The sequence below is a fragment of the Otariodibacter oris genome, from assembly GCF_009684715.1.
GTDB lineage: Bacteria > Pseudomonadota > Gammaproteobacteria > Enterobacterales > Pasteurellaceae > Otariodibacter > Otariodibacter oris.
The window spans coordinates 1-17704 of record NZ_CP016604.1 but is presented as its reverse complement, the minus strand read 5'-3'; the positions used below and the strand labels follow the sequence as shown (position 1 = coordinate 17704).

Below are 17704 nucleotides of genomic sequence, written 5' to 3'. Positions count from 1 at the left end.
AACTGCTCGAAAGAGCAGTTTTATTTTTAAGAGAATCAATATGTTAAATAAAGTTTCAAGTAGTTTGCTTTTACCAAGTGGATTACAGCTGTCGGATTTATCCAATACCCTTGATCATTTTGCAACACGTAATATTGATTATGCGGATCTCTATTTTCAATTCAGCCAAGATGAAAGTTGGTCGCTAGAAGATAGTATTATCAAAGAAGGTGGATTTTATATTGATCGTGGCGTTGGCGTTCGTGCAGTTTCAGGCGAAAAAACAGGGTTTGCTTATGCGGATCAAATTTCACTTACTCAACTCGAGCAATGTGCAATGGCAGCCCGTAGTATTACCCAAGATTCTGGTAAATTAGCCATTCATCCTTTCGTGGAAACAAAAGCAATTAAACGCTATGCATCAGTTAATCCATTAGACACTTTAAGCCGTGAACAAAAAGTGGAATTACTGCATTTAGTTGATAAAGTGGCGAGAGCGGAAGATCCACGAGTGATTCAAGTTAATGCCAACCTATCAGCAATCTACGAAGAAATTTTAGTGAGTGCAACCGATAGTACTTTAGCAGCGGATATTCGCCCATTAGTTCGTTTATCAATTTCCGTATTAGTAGAAAAAGACGGTAAACGTGAGCGTGGTAGTGCGGGAGCAGGTGGTCGATTTGGCTTAGATTGGTTCTTAGAGCCACACATTACAGGCGATAGTCGAGCAGTGCATCTTGCGAAAGAAGCTGTACGCCAAGCCCTTGTTAATTTAGGTGCAGTAGCAGCACCCGCAGGTTCAATGCCGATTGTGCTTGGTGCAGGCTGGCCGGGAATTTTACTGCACGAAGCAGTTGGACACGGTTTAGAAGGTGATTTCAACCGTAAAGAATCTTCACTGTTTACGGGTAAAATTGGACAACAAGTCACTTCTCCACTCTGTACTATTGTTGATGATGGTACTTTAGCTAATTTACGCGGTTCTCTTACGGTAGATGATGAAGGTGTGCCTTCTCAAAAAAATACCTTAATTGAAAATGGTATTTTGAAAGGCTATATGCAAGATAAACTCAACGCACGTTTAATGGGCGTTGCGCCAACAGGAAATGGACGTCGAGAATCTTACGCCCACTTACCAATGCCAAGAATGACAAATACTTACTTGCAAGAAGGTAATGATGAGTTTGAAGCTATGATTGAGTCAGTGGATTTTGGCTTATATGCACCACACTTTAGTGGCGGACAAGTGGATATCACTTCAGGTAAATTTGTTTTCTCAACAGCGGAAGCCTATTTGATTGAAAAAGGTAGGATAACCAAACCAGTAACAGGTGCGACATTAATCGGTAGTGGTATTGAAGCAATGCAACAAGTGTCTATGGTCGGTAAAAATATGGAACTCGATCTTGGCATCGGAACTTGTGGAAAAGAAGGGCAAAGTGTACCTGTTGGGGTAGGGCAACCTACAGTGAAACTCGATAAAATTACCGTTGGTGGACGAGGGTAGTTTTTTAATTTGCAGTCTATATCAATAAAAAATGGGGCGTAAGCCCCATTTTTGTTATCTAATTTCTAATCTAGAAATGATTCATTACTCATCAGCATCTAAGCCAGCATTTAATAATGCAGCTAAGCTTTGAGTTGCTTCATCAGCAACAAGATTTTGTGTTTCCGCTTCGATTTCTTCAGCAGTTGCAAATGCAGATACTGGATCTACTGGTGCTTCAACCACTTCAGGTGCTACACGTTTCTTGTTACGATTTTGATGGTAAGCAAAACCTGTACCCGCAGGGATTAAACGACCTACGATAACGTTTTCTTTTAATCCACGTAATTCATCACGTTTACCTGCTACCGCAGCTTCGGTTAATACGCGAGTTGTTTCTTGGAACGATGCCGCAGAAATAAATGATTCTGTTGCAAGTGATGCTTTAGTAATACCAAGCAATTCACGTTCAAATTCAACTAATGGTTTACCTTCCGCTTCACGTTGGCGGTTTACAATCTTCACGCGAGCTACTTCAACTTGCTCACCTTCTAAGAATTCAGAATCGTAAGCTTGAGTGATTACCGCTTTACGTAACATTTGACGTACGATAACTTCGATATGTTTATCGTTAATTTTTACCCCTTGTAAGCGATAAACTTCTTGAACTTCATTAACGATATAATCTGTTACTGCGTGTACGCCACGTAAACGTAAGATATCGTGAGGTGTTTCTGCACCATCTGAAATAATATCACCACGTTGAACCATTTCGCCTTCAAATACGTTAAGCTGACGCCATTTTGGAATCATTTCTTCGTATGTTTCGCCTTCTGCTGGAGTGATTAACAAGCGGCGTTTTCCTTTAGTTTCTTTACCAAATGAAACGATACCTGAAATTTCTGCAAGAATTGCTGGCTCTTTCGGTTTACGAGCTTCAAATAAGTCAGCAACGCGAGGAAGACCCCCGGTAATATCTTTAGTTGCTGTTGATTCTTGTGGAATACGTGCTAATGCTTCCCCTGTACCGATTTCTGCGCCATCGCTTAATGTTACGATTGCTTTACCTGGTAGGAAGTATTGTACTGGTGTGTCATTAATTAAAATGTCATTACCTTTTGCATCCACTAATTTCAACGCTGGACGTAAATCTTTACCTGCTGTTGCACGTTCACCGACATCTTGAACTACTATTGATGATAAACCTGTAAGATCATCGGTTTGACGCGTTACTGTTAAGCCATCTACAACATCACTGAATTGAATGAAACCACTCACTTCAGACACGATAGGCATTGTATGTGGATCCCAGTTTGCAACTATTTCACCCGCAGTCACTTCTTCGCCATCGCCTTTCGATAATACTGCACCGTAAGGTACTTTATAGTTTTCTTTGGTACGACCGAATGCATCAATGATCGTTAATTCAGTATTACGTGAAGTTAATACGATCTTACCGTCTTTATTGGTCACTGATTTCGCATTAGCAAGTTTTAATGTACCCGTATTTTTCACTTGTACGCTTGATTCTTTGGCTGCCGCAGATGCCGCACCACCGATATGGAACGTACGCATGGTTAACTGTGTACCTGGTTCCCCGATAGATTGTGCTGCGATAACCCCAACGGCTTCACCTTGGTTGATTAAGTGTCCACGAGCAAGGTCACGTCCGTAACATTTCGCACATACACCGAAGTCTGTGTTACAGGTTACTACTGAACGTACTTTGATTTGATCCACAGATTCCGCATCAATCACATCACACCATTTTTCATCAATGAGTGTATTACGTGGAATTAATACTTCTTCTGTACCTGGTTTTAATACGTCTTCTGCAACCACACGACCTAACACACGATCACGCAATGCTTCTTTAACATCCCCACCTTCAATAAGGGCTGTCATTACGATACCTTCGTGTGTACCACAGTCATCTTCAACGATAACTAAGTCTTGTGCCACATCAACTAAACGACGAGTTAAGTAACCTGAGTTCGCAGTTTTTAACGCCGTATCCGCCAAACCTTTACGCGCACCGTGGGTTGAAATAAAGTACTGAAGAACGTTCAGACCTTCACGGAAGTTCGCTGTGATTGGTGTTTCGATGATTGAGCCATCTGGACGCGCCATCAATCCACGCATACCTGCTAACTGACGAATCTGTGCCGCAGAACCACGCGCTCCAGAGTCTGCCATCATAAAGATACTGTTGAATGAGGCTTGTTTTTCTGGGTTACCTTCACGGTTGATCACTTCTTCTTGTGAAAGGTTTTCCATCATCGCTTTAGCAACACGCTCATTCGCTGCCGCCCAAATATCGATCACTTTATTATAACGCTCACCCGCAGTGACAAGACCCGAGTTAAACTGCTCTTGGATCTCAGCAACTTCTGTTTCTGCTGCTGAAATGATACTGTATTTTTGCTCAGGTATAACCATATCATCAATACCAACAGATGAACCTGAACGTGCTGCATATGCAAAACCGGTATACATAATTTGATCAGCAAAAACAACAGACTCTTTCAAACCTAAACGACGGTAGCTTTCATTAATTAATTTTGAAATTGCTTTTTTACCTAATGTCTGGTTGAACAATTTAAATGGCATACCTTTTGGTGCGATCATCCACAGGATTGAACGTCCAACGGTAGTATCGATTAAGTTTGTTGATTTAACAAATTCACCATTTTCATCTTTAGTGTATTCAGTGATACGTACTTTAACGCGAGCGTGTAATTCTGCCTGACCAGTACGATACGCTTTTTCAGCTTCACGCGGGTCTAAGAAGTACATTCCTTCACCTTTCGCATTCACTTTTTCACGTGTCATATAGTACAAGCCTAAAACAACGTCTTGTGATGGAACGATGATTGGATCACCGTTTGCTGGTGAAAGTACGTTATTGGTTGACATCATTAACGCACGAGCTTCTAACTGAGCTTCAAGTGTTAATGGAACGTGAACCGCCATTTGGTCACCATCGAAGTCCGCATTGAACGCCGCACAAACAAGAGGGTGTAACTGAATCGCTTTACCTTCAATCAACAATGGTTCAAACGCTTGGATACCCAAACGGTGAAGTGTTGGTGCACGGTTAAGTAGAATCGGGTGTTCACGGATAACTTCAGCAAGAATATCCCATACGATTGGATCTTCACGCTCAACCATTTTCTTCGCAGCTTTGATTGTTGATGCAATGCCACGATTTTCTAATTTTGAATAAATAAATGGACGGAATAATTCCAATGCCATTTTTTTCGGTAAACCACATTGATGTAGACGTAAGTATGGACCTACTGTGATTACAGAACGGCCTGAATAGTCAACACGTTTACCTAATAAGTTTTGACGGAAACGACCTTGTTTACCTTTGATCATATCAGCCAAAGATTTTAATGGACGTTTGTTTGAACCTGTAATTGCACGACCACGACGACCATTATCTAATAATGCGTCCACAGATTCTTGTAACATACGTTTTTCGTTACGCACGATAATATCTGGTGCGATTAAGTCTAATAAACGTTTTAAACGGTTATTACGGTTGATTACACGACGATATAAATCGTTTAGATCTGAAGTCGCAAAACGTCCGCCATCGAGTGGTACTAATGGACGAAGATCGGGTGGAAGTACTGGTAATACCGTTAAGATCATCCATTCTGGTTTGTTACCAGATTGCATAAATGCTTCAAGTAATTTTAAGCGTTTTGTGATTTTTTTACGTTTAGTTTCAGAATTTGTTGTTTGCAATTCTTCACGTAACATTTCGCATTGGTGATCTAAATCTAATTCTTTGAGCAATACTTGGATAGCTTCTGCACCCATTTTTGCTTCAAATTCATCGCCCCAACGCTCTTCCGCTTCCATAAATTGTTCTTCGGTTAATAACTGATTTTTCTCAAGATCAGTCATACCTGGTTCAATAACAACATAAGATTCGAAATAAAGTACACGTTCAATATCACGTAATGGCATATCTAAAATCAAACCGATACGAGATGGTAATGATTTTAAGAACCAAATGTGTGCTACTGGACAAGCTAATTCAATGTGTCCCATACGTTCACGACGTACTTTAGTTTGTGTAACTTCAACACCACATTTTTCACAAATAACACCACGGTGTTTTAAGCGTTTATATTTACCGCAAAGACATTCGTAATCTTTTACTGGTCCAAAGATTCTGGCACAGAAAAGACCGTCACGTTCTGGTTTGAATGTACGGTAGTTGATTGTTTCTGGTTTTTTAACTTCACCGAAAGACCACGAACGGATCTTATCTGGCGATGCTAAACCAATCTTAATTACATCGAAATCGTCATTTGATTTTGATTGTGCTTTTAAAAACTTAACTAAGTCTTTCACTTTTTTGCCCCTAGTGAGGTTAAAGTTTGCTTAAAGCCTTGTGGCTCTAAACGAGAAAATCTGGCTTTGCAAGCGGTGAGTTTTGTAAAATATTTTGCAAATCTGACCGCTTGCGATACGTGTTAATTCCAAAGGAATTTAACGTATTTATGCTTCGTCCAACTCCATATCGATACCTAATGCACGAATTTCTTTCGTAATAACGTTGAAAGATTCAGGCATACCCGGTTCCATATAGTGTGTACCATCGACGATATTTTTATACATCTTAGTACGACCGTTCACGTCATCAGATTTCACAGTTAGCATTTCTTGTAGAGTATAAGCCGCACCGTATGCTTCTAATGCCCATACCTCCATCTCACCGAAACGCTGACCACCGAATTGAGCTTTACCACCCAATGGTTGTTGTGTAACAAGACTATAAGAACCAGTTGAACGAGCGTGCATTTTGTCATCAACCAAGTGGTTCAATTTGAGCATATACATATAACCAACGGTTACTGGACGCTCGAATTTTTCACCTGTACGACCATCATATAACGTAATTTGACCAGAAGTTGGTAAACCACCTAATTCTAATAATCCTTTGATTTCATCTTCGTGAGCACCATCAAATACAGGTGTAGCAAGTGGTAAACCTTTACGGAGGTTTTCTGCTAAACGTAATACTTCTTCATCAGAGAATGTATTTAAATCTACACTTTGAGCACCGTGGCCTAAGTCATACGCTTTTTGGATATATTCACGTAATTTAGCGATAGATTGTTGTTGTTTGATCATCTGGTTGATTTGATCACCGATACCACGAGCTGCTAAGCCTAAGTGAGTTTCTAAGATCTGACCGATGTTCATACGAGATGGAACCCCTAGTGGATTCAATACGATCTCAACTGGCTGACCGTTTTCATCGTATGGCATATCTTCAACTGGGTTGATTTTTGAGATAACCCCTTTGTTACCGTGACGTCCCGCCATTTTATCACCCGGTTGGATTTGACGTTTCACAGCAAGATATACTTTAACAACTTTTAATACGCCTGGTGCAAGGTCATCGCCTTGGATGATCTTATTGCGTTTAACTTCAAGTTTACGTTCAAATTCTTTACGTAATTCTTCGTGTTGTTCCGCAAGTTGCTCTAATTGATTTTGTTTAGCTTCGTCATCTAAAGTTTGCTCTAACCATTTTTCACGAGGTAAGTTATCTAATGTTGATTCAGCAACACCACCTTCGATTAATAGGTTACGAACACGTGTGAATAAGCCTGCTTCTAAGATTTCTAACTCTTCAACAAGGTCTTTCTTCGCATCACGAAGTTGCATTTCTTCGATTTCTTTCGCACGTTTATCTTTTTCTACGCCGTCACGAGTGAAGACTTGAACGTCGATAATCGTACCTGATGTACCATTTGGTACACGTAAAGAAGAATCTTTAACGTCAGACGCTTTTTCACCAAAGATTGCACGAAGTAATTTTTCTTCTGGTGTTAATTGTGTTTCACCTTTAGGGGTAACTTTACCCACTAGGATATCGCCACCTTTCACTTCCGCACCGATATAAACGATACCAGACTCATCTAATTTACTTAATGCTGATTCACCGACGTTTGGAATATCTGCAGTGATTTCTTCCGCACCAAGTTTAGTATCACGCGCCACACAAGATAATTCTTGAATATGAATAGTAGTGAAACGATCTTCTTGTACAACACGCTCAGAGACTAACATTGAGTCTTCGAAGTTATAACCATTCCAAGGCATGAATGCCACACGAATGTTTTGACCTAATGCTAATTCACCTAAATCTGTTGAAGGGCCATCTGCTAAGATTTCACCACGTTCAACTGGCTCACCTAATTGCACACAAGGTAATTGGTTGATACAAGTGTTTTGGTTTGAACGAGTATATTTAATTAAGTTATAAATATCGATACCCGCTTCACCCGCGATAGTTTCGTCTTCATTAACTTTAACAACGATACGTGACGCATCAACATATTGAATTGTACCACCACGTTTCGCAACAACCGCTACACCAGAGTCAAGTGCTACAGCTTTTTCGATACCTGTACCGACTAATGGTTTATCCGCACGTAGTGTTGGTACTGCTTGACGTTGCATGTTCGCACCCATTAAGGCACGGTTCGCATCATCGTGTTCAAGGAACGGAATCAACGCTGCCGCAACAGAAACTACCTGTTGTGTAGAAACGTCCATATAGTGAATTTCTTCTGGACGATATAAACCAGACTCACCGTGTTCACCACGACAAGTTACATAAGTATCAGTAAAGCGGAAATCGTCATCTAAGTTTGAGTTAGCCTGAGCGATAACATAGTTACCTTCTTCAATTGCTGATAAGTATTCGATTTCTTCTGTTACTTGACCATCAACCACTTTACGATATGGCGTTTCTAAGAAACCGTAGTCGTTAGTACGAGCGTACACAGAAAGTGAGTTGATCAAACCGATGTTTGGACCTTCAGGTGTTTCGATTGGACATACACGACCATAGTGAGTTGCGTGAACATCTCGAACCTCAAAGCCTGCACGTTCACGAGTTAAACCACCCGGGCCTAATGCAGAAATACGACGTTTATGTGTCACTTCTGAAAGTGGGTTATTTTGGTCCATAAATTGTGAAAGTTGTGATGAACCAAAGAACTCTTTCACTGCTGCTGAAATTGGTTTCGCATTGATTAAATCTTGTGGAGTTACGCCATCTAAATCGCCTAATGAAAGACGCTCACGCACTGCACGCTCAACACGCACTAAACCAATACGGAATTGGTTTTCTGCCATTTCACCCACAGAACGGATACGACGGTTTCCTAAGTGATCGATATCATCAACTTCACCACGACCATTACGGATCTCGATTAATTTTTTCATCACACCGACAATATCATCGTTGCTTAAAATTCCTGTGCCCACGCCTTCTGGAATATCAAGAGAACGATTGAACTTCATACGACCTACCGCAGAAAGATCATAGCGGTCAGTTGAGAAGAACATATTGTCAAACAAGCCTTCTGCTGCTTCTTTTGTTGGTGGCTCGCCTGGACGCATCATACGGTAAATTTCAACTAACGCACTTAAACGATCGTGAGTTGGATCCACACGTAATGTTTCAGAAATATAAGGACCGTAGTCTAAATCGTTTGTGAATAATACTTCGATTTCGTTATAGCCAGCTTGAGCAAGGTTTGCCAACATTTCTAATGAAATTTCCATATTCGCAGGGCAAACTACTTCACCTGTTTCAAGATCGATATAGTCTTTCGCAGTCACACGACCAACAATATATTCTGTTGGAACAACAATTTGAGTAATATTATCTTTTTCTAATGCTCTAATATGACGGGCAGTAATACGACGACCATTTTCTACATAAACTTTACCATTCGCTTCAATATCAAACGCAGCAATTTCACCACGTAAACGCTCTGGTACAAGGGTCATCAATAATTGATTATCTTTAATTTCAAAATGAATTTTATCGAAGAATAAATCTAAGATTTCTTCTGTTGTGTAGCCTAATGCACGTAAAATAATCGTTGCTGGTAATTTACGACGACGGTCGATACGCGCGTAAAGATTATCTTTTGGATCGAATTCAAAATCTAACCAAGAACCACGGTAAGGGATAATTCTTGCGTTATAAAGGACTTTACCTGATGCGTGCGTTTTACCTTTGTCTGAATCAAAGAACACACCTGGGCTACGGTGTAATTGTGAAACAATCACACGCTCTGTACCATTGATAACGAAAGTTCCGTTATCAGTCATCAGTGGGATTTCTCCCATATATACACTTTGTTCTTTAATATCTTTTACAGTACCTGCCGCGGCTTCACGGTCGAAGGTAACTAAGCGTAATGTAACGCGGAGTGGTGCAGCATAAGTTGTACCACGAATTTGACATTCACGAACATCGAATGATGGTTCGCCAAGTTCGTATGAAACGTATTGTAATTCAGTTGAACCATTGTTACTTACAATTGGGAAAACTGAACGGAATGCCGCTTCTAAACCTTGTTGTCCTTCAGGGTCTCTTTGAATAAATTTATCAAAAGAGTCAAGCTGAATTGTTAATAGATAAGGTACATTAAGAACCTGTGAGCGTTTGCCGAAGCTCTTACGAATACGCTTTTTCTCGGAATATGAGTATGCCATTTTTAGATAGCCTCTGATTTTTCTTTTTGGTTGTTGAGTTCACAAACCGCCTTTAAGACAGGCAGGAAGTGGCATTATAAATGTGTACGAGGTGTCGTTTTCCGATTACCTAACAGTAAGTCAAAAATCACTACTTAAAGCGGTTATTTCGGGGGGGTATATTACTAATCTTAATAAAATCAAAAGATTAGGATAAAAATTAGAATAGATTAAAACGACAAAATCTACCCGTTTCTTTTAAGCACAAAATGGCTGATGGAAAAACCACCAGCCATCTATCCTTAAATAAGGATTTACAAGTCAATCAAAAATTATTTGATTTCTACTTGTGCACCAGCTTCTTCTAAAGCTTTCTTAAGTTCTTCAGCTTCGCCTTTAGATACAGCTTCTTTTAATGTTGCAGGTGCTGATTCAACTAAGTCTTTAGCTTCTTTTAAGCCTAAACCTGTTGCACCACGTACTGCTTTGATTACAGCAACTTTGTTACCACCAGCGTTTGTTAATACAACATCAAATTCTGTTTTTTCTTCTGCTGCTTCTGCTGCACCACCAGCTGCTACTGCAACTGCCGCTGCTGCCGCTGAAACACCAAATTTTTCTTCCATCGCAGCGATTAATTCAACGATTTCTGATACTGATTTAGAAGCGATAGCTTCGATAAGTTGTTCGTTAGTTAATGACATAACAATCAATTCCTAAAATAAATAAGTTAAACGATTTAAGAAGTGCTTTAAAATAAATTATGCAGCTTCTTGTAATTTGTCGCGTAATGCCGCAAGAGTGCGAACAAGTTTGCCTGCCGCAGCTTCTTTCATTGTACCCATTAAACGTGCAATTGCTTCTTCGTAAGTTGGTAATGTTGCTAAGAATTCGATATCTTGCAATTTACCTTCAAAGGCAGCACCTTTAATTTCAAACTCTTTGTTTGCTTTTGCAAAATCTTTAAGCAAACGTGCAGCTGCACCTGGATGCTCGTTAGAGAATGCAATAAGAGTTGGACCAGTAAACGTATCTTTTAAGCACTCATATTCAGTGCCTTCAACTGCACGACGTAATAAAGTATTACGAACAACGCGCAATGAAACGCCTGCTTCACGAGCAGTTTTACGTAACTCAGTCATTTTATCTACTGTTACACCACGAGAATCCGCAACAACAGCAGAAAGGGCACCTTTAGCAGCTTCATTTACTTCAGCAACAATTGCTTGTTTGTCTTGAAGATTTAATGCCATTGGTTTTAGCTCCTGATACACTCCACAAAAAACGTGGAATTTACAAAAAATCTCAAAAAAGCGACCGCTTGTTACACAATCGTCTTTTGAGCCTAAGGTGTCCAGAAGCAGAGTATTCTGTCTGTTCACCATCTACGTAGGTTTGTTGGATTAAGAACTGACTTACTATAAATAATGAGTCAATTCACCTACGGTCTTGGATGGGGCTTGATAGGCAAGCACCATCAAAAATTCACAGAAATTTAATAAAATGATCTGCGAGGGCGAATTTTACCTATTTATGAATGCAATGTAAACTAGTTTTGTCTTTATTCCGCAAGGATTTTATTATTCCACCGTCACCGCTTTCGCTAAATTTCTCGGTTGATCAACATCTGTTCCTTTAATTAAGGCGATGTGGTAAGAAAGTAGTTGTAACGGCACTGTGTAAAAAATAGGGGCAGTAATTTCATCTACTTTTGGCATTACTATCGTTTTAAATCCTTCCTCTTGATTGAACCCTGCGTCGTGATCAGCGAATACATAAAGCTGTCCGCCTCTTGCTCTCACTTCTTCAATGTTAGATTTCACTTTTTCAAGTAAATCATTTTCAGGCGCAACAACGATTACTGGCATATCGTTATCAATTAATGCCAAAGGTCCGTGTTTCAACTCTCCCGCTGCATAGGCTTCTGCATGAATATAGGAAATTTCTTTCAGCTTTAACGCAGATTCCATTGCGATTGGATAAAACTCGCCACGTCCTAAAAATAGGGTGTGATGTTTTTCCGCAAAATCTTCCGATAATTTTTCAATTTCTTTATCAAAGACTAATGCACTTTCAATTTGTGCAGGGAGTCGTTGTAAAGCTTGAACGATATGTTTTTCTTGTTCATCAGATACATTACCTTTTAAACGTCCAATTACCGAAGTTAAAAGTAATAAGCAAGTCAGTTGGGTTGTAAATGCCTTGGTTGATGCCACGCCAATTTCAACGCCTGCTTTTGTCATAAAGGCAAAATCAGATTCACGTACGAGCGATGAGCTTGCGACATTACAGATTGTCATTGCTGACATAAATCCAGAAGCTTTAGCTAAACGCAATGCAGCGAGTGTATCTGCTGTTTCGCCCGATTGAGAGAGTGTAATTAAAAGGCTATTAGGGCGAGTAACGAATTTGCGATAACGGAATTCTGAGGCAATTTCCACATCACAACTTACTCCAGCGATCGACTCTAACCAATAGCGAGCGACCATACCTGCATTATAAGATGTACCACAAGCGACAATTTGGATATGTTCTACTTTTTCCAAAATAGCTTGAGCATTATTGCCAATGGAGTCGATTACTACTTTATCATGAGCAATACGACCTTCTAAGGTGTTACGAATAGCAACAGGCTGTTCGAAGATTTCTTTCTGCATATAGTGGCGGAAAGGACCTTTATCCGTTGCATCTTGCTCAAAGTTTCCTTCGTGAACTTCTCGCTTAACTTCTTTACCTTCGTGATCAAAAATATGTACATCACGACGGGTAATTTCAGCAACATCGCCTTCTTCAAGATAGATAAAACGACGAGTGACACTCAATAATGCCAAAGGGTCAGAGGCAAGGAAATTTTCGCCAATCCCCAAGCCGATAACTAATGGGCTACCCGAACGAGCAACGATAAGATGTTCGGGTTCATTGGCATTCATTACTACTGTGCCGTAAGCACCACGTAATTGCACAACGGTTTTTTGTACCGCTTCGAGTAGAGTAGATGAGTTTCTAGATTCCCATTCAACTAAGTGAGCGATAACTTCCGTATCTGTTTGCGATTGGAATTGATAACCTCTTTGCTGAAGGATTTCTCTTAATTCTTCGTAGTTCTCAATAATTCCATTGTGGACCACAGCAATATTGCCTGAACGATGTGGATGAGCATTAGTTTCTGATGGTTCGCCGTGTGTTGCCCAGCGAGTATGTGCAATCCCTGTTCCACCAATTAATGGATCTTTTTCAATGGCTTCATCAAGTGCTTTCACTTTGCCTACTCGACGTACAATTTGCATCTCTTTTTGTGGGGCTAAGATTGCCACGCCCGCTGAATCGTAACCACGATATTCTAGACGATGTAAGCCATTTACTAAGATTTCCGCAACATCACGTTGTGCCACAGCACCAACAATTCCACACATAAATTTACTTTCCTTTTTTTATTAATTGCTTACATACCATAAGGGTTATACAAGCGGTTAGATCTTATTCATATTTTGCAATAATGACTTCTACGCCTTGTTGTGTAATTTGTTGCACAACCTCAGGCGAAATTTCCTCATCGGTAATTAACTTATCTATTTTTTGCCATTCCAATTCAATGTTTGGCATTTTTCGCCCAATTTTTTGGGATTCGATCAGCACGATAACTTCTCGAGAAACCTCAGCCATCACTTGGCTTAAACCAATTAATTCATTAAATGTGGTTGTCCCTTGCGAGAGATCAACGCCATCCGCACCAATAAACAATTGGTCAAAATTGTATGAACGAAGAACCTGTTCAGCGACTTTCCCTTGAAATGATTCAGAGCGAGTATCCCAAGTGCCACCGGTCATCAATACCGTTGGTTCACATTCAAGCACAGTTAATTCATTAGCTAAGGCAAGTGAGTTAGTCATAATCACCAACCCTGTTTGATTCAGCACTTTAACTAACGCACCTGTTGTGCTACCCGTATCAATAATGATTCGGTTATGCTCTTTAATTTGTTTCGTTGCTGCGTGAGCAATAGCTATCTTTTGTTTCGAAAGATTTTCTGCTTGGTCTTCTATCATTTCTTTGGGGATTTTTATTGCCCCGCCATATCGGCGTAATAAAAAACCACTTTCTTCTAATGCCGTGAGATCTTTACGAATAGTGACTTCTGAAGTTTCAAAAAGAGTAGAGAGTATTTCAACACTCACTTCCCCTTGTTCTTGCACCATTGTTGCAATAATTTGACGACGTTGTTTTGTGTTTCGTTTTGGCATAATGAAATAAAATAAGTTTTGAATCGAAATTTAATCGCATTATATAGGTAAAAAATGAGAATAAAAAGGGAATTTGTGTGTGGAATAAATAGAATAAGGCTCTCTAGAGTATAATTTTAATCAAAAATTGATGAAAAATAAGGGGATTCTATTTGGCAAGCTATATAAAAAAGATTAAAGTAAAATCTGATTTCAGCTAAAAGTGAGGTATCTCAAATGAATATCCCATTCTGTTTACCAGAAAACATTACTCCCGAAGATTTTTTGCAAAATTATTGGCAGAAACGACCGCTTCTTATTCGTAATGGATTACCACAAATAGTGGGTTTATTTGAACCTCAGGATATTATTGAATTAGCACAGGAAGAAGACGTCACCTCTCGCTTGGTAAAAACTTATCAAACGGAAGAAGGCGAAAAATGGTCTCTCAAACGTAGCCCATTATCTGCGGAAGATTTTGATGACTTACCTGAACGCTGGTCGGTGTTAGTGCAGAATTTAGAGCAATGGTCGCCTGAATTGGGTGCATTATGGCAAGCTTTTAGCTTCCTACCTCAATGGCAACGTGATGATATTATGGTGTCTTACGCACAAGCGGGCGGTTCTGTGGGTAAACACTATGATGAATATGATGTGTTCCTCGTGCAAGGCTATGGGCATCGCCGTTGGCAATTAGGCAAATGGTGTGATCCAAGCACTGAATTTCAACCTAACCAACCGATTCGTATTTTTGATGATATGGGTGATCTTATTTTAGATGAAGTGTTATCGCCGGGTGACGTGCTTTACGTTCCTTCTCGCCTTGCCCATTATGGTGTCGCACAAGATGATTGCTTAACATTTTCATTTGGATTGCGTTTCCCAAATGCAGCCGATTTACTCGAAAACTTGTGTAAGACCTTAGAACATCAAACGAATATTATGGCAAATTCACAATTTACCGTGCCATTTAGACTTTCACCACAAAATCAACCAACTGCATTGCTCGATCCGCAAATGGTGGCAACACTCAAAACACAGTTGATTGAATTATTACAACATTCTAATCAATTTGATGAACTCTTTACTCATAGTGTCGCAATGGCGGTAAGTACCAGACGTTATGAGCAATTAACCGAAGAAAATGAGTTTTATCCCGATGAAGTCCAAGAAATTTTGGAGGCGGGCGGTTGGGTTCAACAAGATGCAAATGTGAAAATTGTTTATACGGAATCACCATTACGTGTGTACGTAAATGGGGAATGGATTGATGAACTCAATGACGCAGAAGCAAATTTATTGATCCGCATTGCTAATGGTGATGCAGTTTCTTGGAATAAATTAGCCTCAAAAGTAGAAAATCAAGATCAACTCGAACTCTTATTAGACAGTTTATGTGATTGGTTAGATAGTGGCTGGATTTTACTCGAAGAAGGGGAATAGCGCCTTTGCGATTGATGATTGATCGCGTAAAATTTCGGTTTATTTTTAAGAATAAGGAAAAATATGGCTTGGGTACAAATTCGCTTAAATAGCACAGACAAGCAAGCAGAATTAATCAGTGATTTTTTAGAATCTATCGGCGCGGTATCGGTGACTTTTATGGATAGTCAAGATACTCCGATTTTTGAGCCTCTACCGGGTGAAACTCGCCTTTGGGGAAATACGGATGTAGTCGCATTATTTGATGCGGAAACCAATATGCAAGAGATTGTAGAGCAATTACGCAAGAGCCAAATTGTTGACGAAGATTTTGCCCATAAAATTGAGCAAATTGAAGATAAAGATTGGGAACGTGAGTGGATGGATAATTTCCACCCTATGCAGTTTGGTAAACGTTTATGGATTTGCCCAAGCTGGCGAGAAATTCCTGATCCTAATGCGGTCAATGTAATGTTAGATCCTGGTTTAGCTTTTGGTACTGGTACTCACCCAACAACTGCACTATGTTTAGCGTGGTTGGATGGTTTAGATCTGACAGATAAAACCGTGATTGATTTTGGATGTGGTTCAGGCATTTTAGCTATAGCTGCCTTGAAATTAGGGGCAAAACAAGCGATTGGTATTGATATTGATCCACAAGCCATTTTAGCCAGTAAAAATAATGCCGAGGCAAATGGTGTAGCGGATAGATTGCAGCTATTTCTTGCAAAAGATCAGCCAGAAGGATTGCAAGCAGAAGTTGTTGTTGCCAATATTTTAGCGGGTCCGTTGAAAGAGTTAGCACCTCAAATTACCACCCTAGTTAAACCGGATGGCGATTTGGGATTATCTGGCATTTTAGCAACCCAAGCGGAGTCAGTATGTGAGGCTTATCAACAACATTTCACATTAGATCCTGTAGAAGAAAAAGAAGAGTGGTGTAGGATTACAGGAAGAAAACAGTAAAAGATAATAAATGGCAATACTTAAATTATAAGAAGTATTGCCATTGTATTATTGATTATTTAGATACATTAAAATCTTTTAAAGCATCTTTATTTTCTAGTTGTGCACATCCACTCCAACTACAGTTTTGTTGGGTCGCTCCAAATACACCATTGTATCCTTTTTCATTTCCTTGAGTTTGATAGAATGTACCTCCAATATCTATTCCATTAGTTCCATAGAAAGCACCTTTTGATTCAACTCCATGATAGTTGCCTGAGAACGTATTTCCTTCAATATTACCCCCGAAAGTAAGTTTATTTGTACCATTTTCTTTTACATCAACTTTTACTTTCTTATTGGTTATATCAACAATAGCTGAAGTATCAAGTTCTTTATAGTTTTGATCTTTACCATAAAAAGCTGTACCTAAATATTCCCATATACCTTCTTTTGGTAATGCTCTAAGTACTTCAGTATTATTATTTTTTCCAGCCCAATAATAGCTGAATGGAGTATCAATTTGTCCTTGTACTGGTGTTTGATGTCCTTGTACGAATAATGTTATTTTTCCATCGTTATCTTTAACATATCCATATCTTAATTGAGCAAAATTATCATCAAATGCTCGTTTAGGAAGGCTACCAACTTTTCCTGTTACGTTATCTGAACGTATATCATAAATGTTATAGCTATTTTGATCCTCAGATCGACGATTTGTAATATCTTCATTAGAGAATAAAGTAATAGGTTTACCATCTATTACTAACTCATTAATGTTATTAGATGTTTCTAGATCAATATTTTGTTGAGTGAATTTGCCATCTTTAATTGAAATAATTGCACCAGATAGATTACTTCTTCCTCCATTTGTTCCATTATTATTAACAAAAGTCTTCTGAATTTCACCAATATTATTAGAAATCATATCTGACATATTAGCCTTATCATTAGCAGCTTGTTCTTCAGCGGCTTTTTGAGCAGCAGCTTCTTCAGCGGCTTTTTGAGCAGCAGCTTCTTCAGCGGCTTTTTGAGCAGCAGCTTCTTCAGCGGCTTTTTGAGCAGCAGCCTCTTCAGCGGCTTTTTGAGCAGCAGCCTCTTCAGCGGCTTTCTGAGCGGCAGCTT

The 17704-nt window shown here is 39.5% G+C and carries 10 protein-coding genes; 3 read left to right on the top strand and 7 right to left on the bottom strand.

Features of this window, described 5'->3' with window-relative positions:
- The first annotated feature begins 40 nt into the window (after positions 1–40).
- Positions 41–1486 carry a metalloprotease TldD gene (tldD, locus tag A6A10_RS00050; RefSeq protein ID WP_121123789.1) on the top strand — a complete coding sequence of 482 codons (1446 nt, stop codon included), beginning with the start codon at positions 41–43 and terminating at the stop codon, positions 1484–1486.
- Between the two features lie 84 nt (positions 1487–1570).
- Here tldD and rpoC read toward each other — a convergent pair whose 3' ends face one another.
- From rpoC to A6A10_RS00020, 6 genes are all read right to left on the bottom strand, one after another.
- Positions 1571–5836: a DNA-directed RNA polymerase subunit beta' gene (gene rpoC, locus A6A10_RS00045; protein WP_154399687.1), complete on the bottom strand. Its 4266-nt coding sequence runs from the start codon at positions 5834–5836 to the stop codon at positions 1571–1573.
- Between the two features lie 147 nt (positions 5837–5983).
- Complete coding sequence (gene rpoB / locus A6A10_RS00040) at positions 5984–10012, bottom strand: DNA-directed RNA polymerase subunit beta (RefSeq protein WP_121123784.1); 4029 nt, start codon at positions 10010–10012, stop codon at positions 5984–5986.
- A gap of 311 nt (positions 10013–10323) precedes the next feature.
- Entirely contained in the window at positions 10324–10695 is a 372-nt protein-coding gene (gene rplL / locus A6A10_RS00035) for a 50S ribosomal protein L7/L12 (RefSeq protein ID WP_121123782.1), read from the bottom strand.
- A 57-nt stretch (positions 10696–10752) separates the two neighbouring features.
- Positions 10753–11244 (bottom strand): 50S ribosomal protein L10, encoded by a 492-nt coding sequence (rplJ, locus tag A6A10_RS00030; RefSeq protein ID WP_121123780.1) that lies wholly within the window; start codon positions 11242–11244, stop codon positions 10753–10755.
- 327 nt (positions 11245–11571) lie between these two features.
- The gene (gene glmS / locus A6A10_RS00025; protein ID WP_121123778.1) at positions 11572–13404 is read right to left on the bottom strand and encodes a glutamine--fructose-6-phosphate transaminase (isomerizing); all 1833 of its coding nucleotides are present in this window, start codon (positions 13402–13404) and stop codon (positions 11572–11574) included.
- Between the two features lie 64 nt (positions 13405–13468).
- A complete protein-coding gene (locus A6A10_RS00020; RefSeq protein WP_121123776.1) occupies positions 13469–14233 on the bottom strand; it encodes a DeoR/GlpR family DNA-binding transcription regulator in 765 nt (254 codons plus the stop codon).
- A gap of 216 nt (positions 14234–14449) precedes the next feature.
- Between A6A10_RS00020 and A6A10_RS00015 the strand changes: the two genes are divergently transcribed.
- Both A6A10_RS00015 and prmA read left to right on the top strand, forming a co-directional pair.
- Positions 14450–15655 carry a ribosomal protein uL16 3-hydroxylase gene (locus tag A6A10_RS00015; RefSeq protein WP_121123774.1) on the top strand — a complete coding sequence of 402 codons (1206 nt, stop codon included), beginning with the start codon at positions 14450–14452 and terminating at the stop codon, positions 15653–15655.
- A 63-nt stretch (positions 15656–15718) separates the two neighbouring features.
- Positions 15719–16600, top strand: a complete 882-nt coding sequence (prmA, locus tag A6A10_RS00010) for a 50S ribosomal protein L11 methyltransferase (RefSeq protein ID WP_121123772.1) — start codon at positions 15719–15721, stop codon at positions 16598–16600.
- 55 nt (positions 16601–16655) lie between these two features.
- Here the strand turns inward: prmA and A6A10_RS00005 are convergent, their stop codons facing one another.
- Positions 16656–17516: a transferrin-binding protein-like solute binding protein gene (locus A6A10_RS00005; protein ID WP_154399697.1), complete on the bottom strand. Its 861-nt coding sequence runs from the start codon at positions 17514–17516 to the stop codon at positions 16656–16658.
- Positions 17517–17704 lie beyond the last annotated feature (188 nt).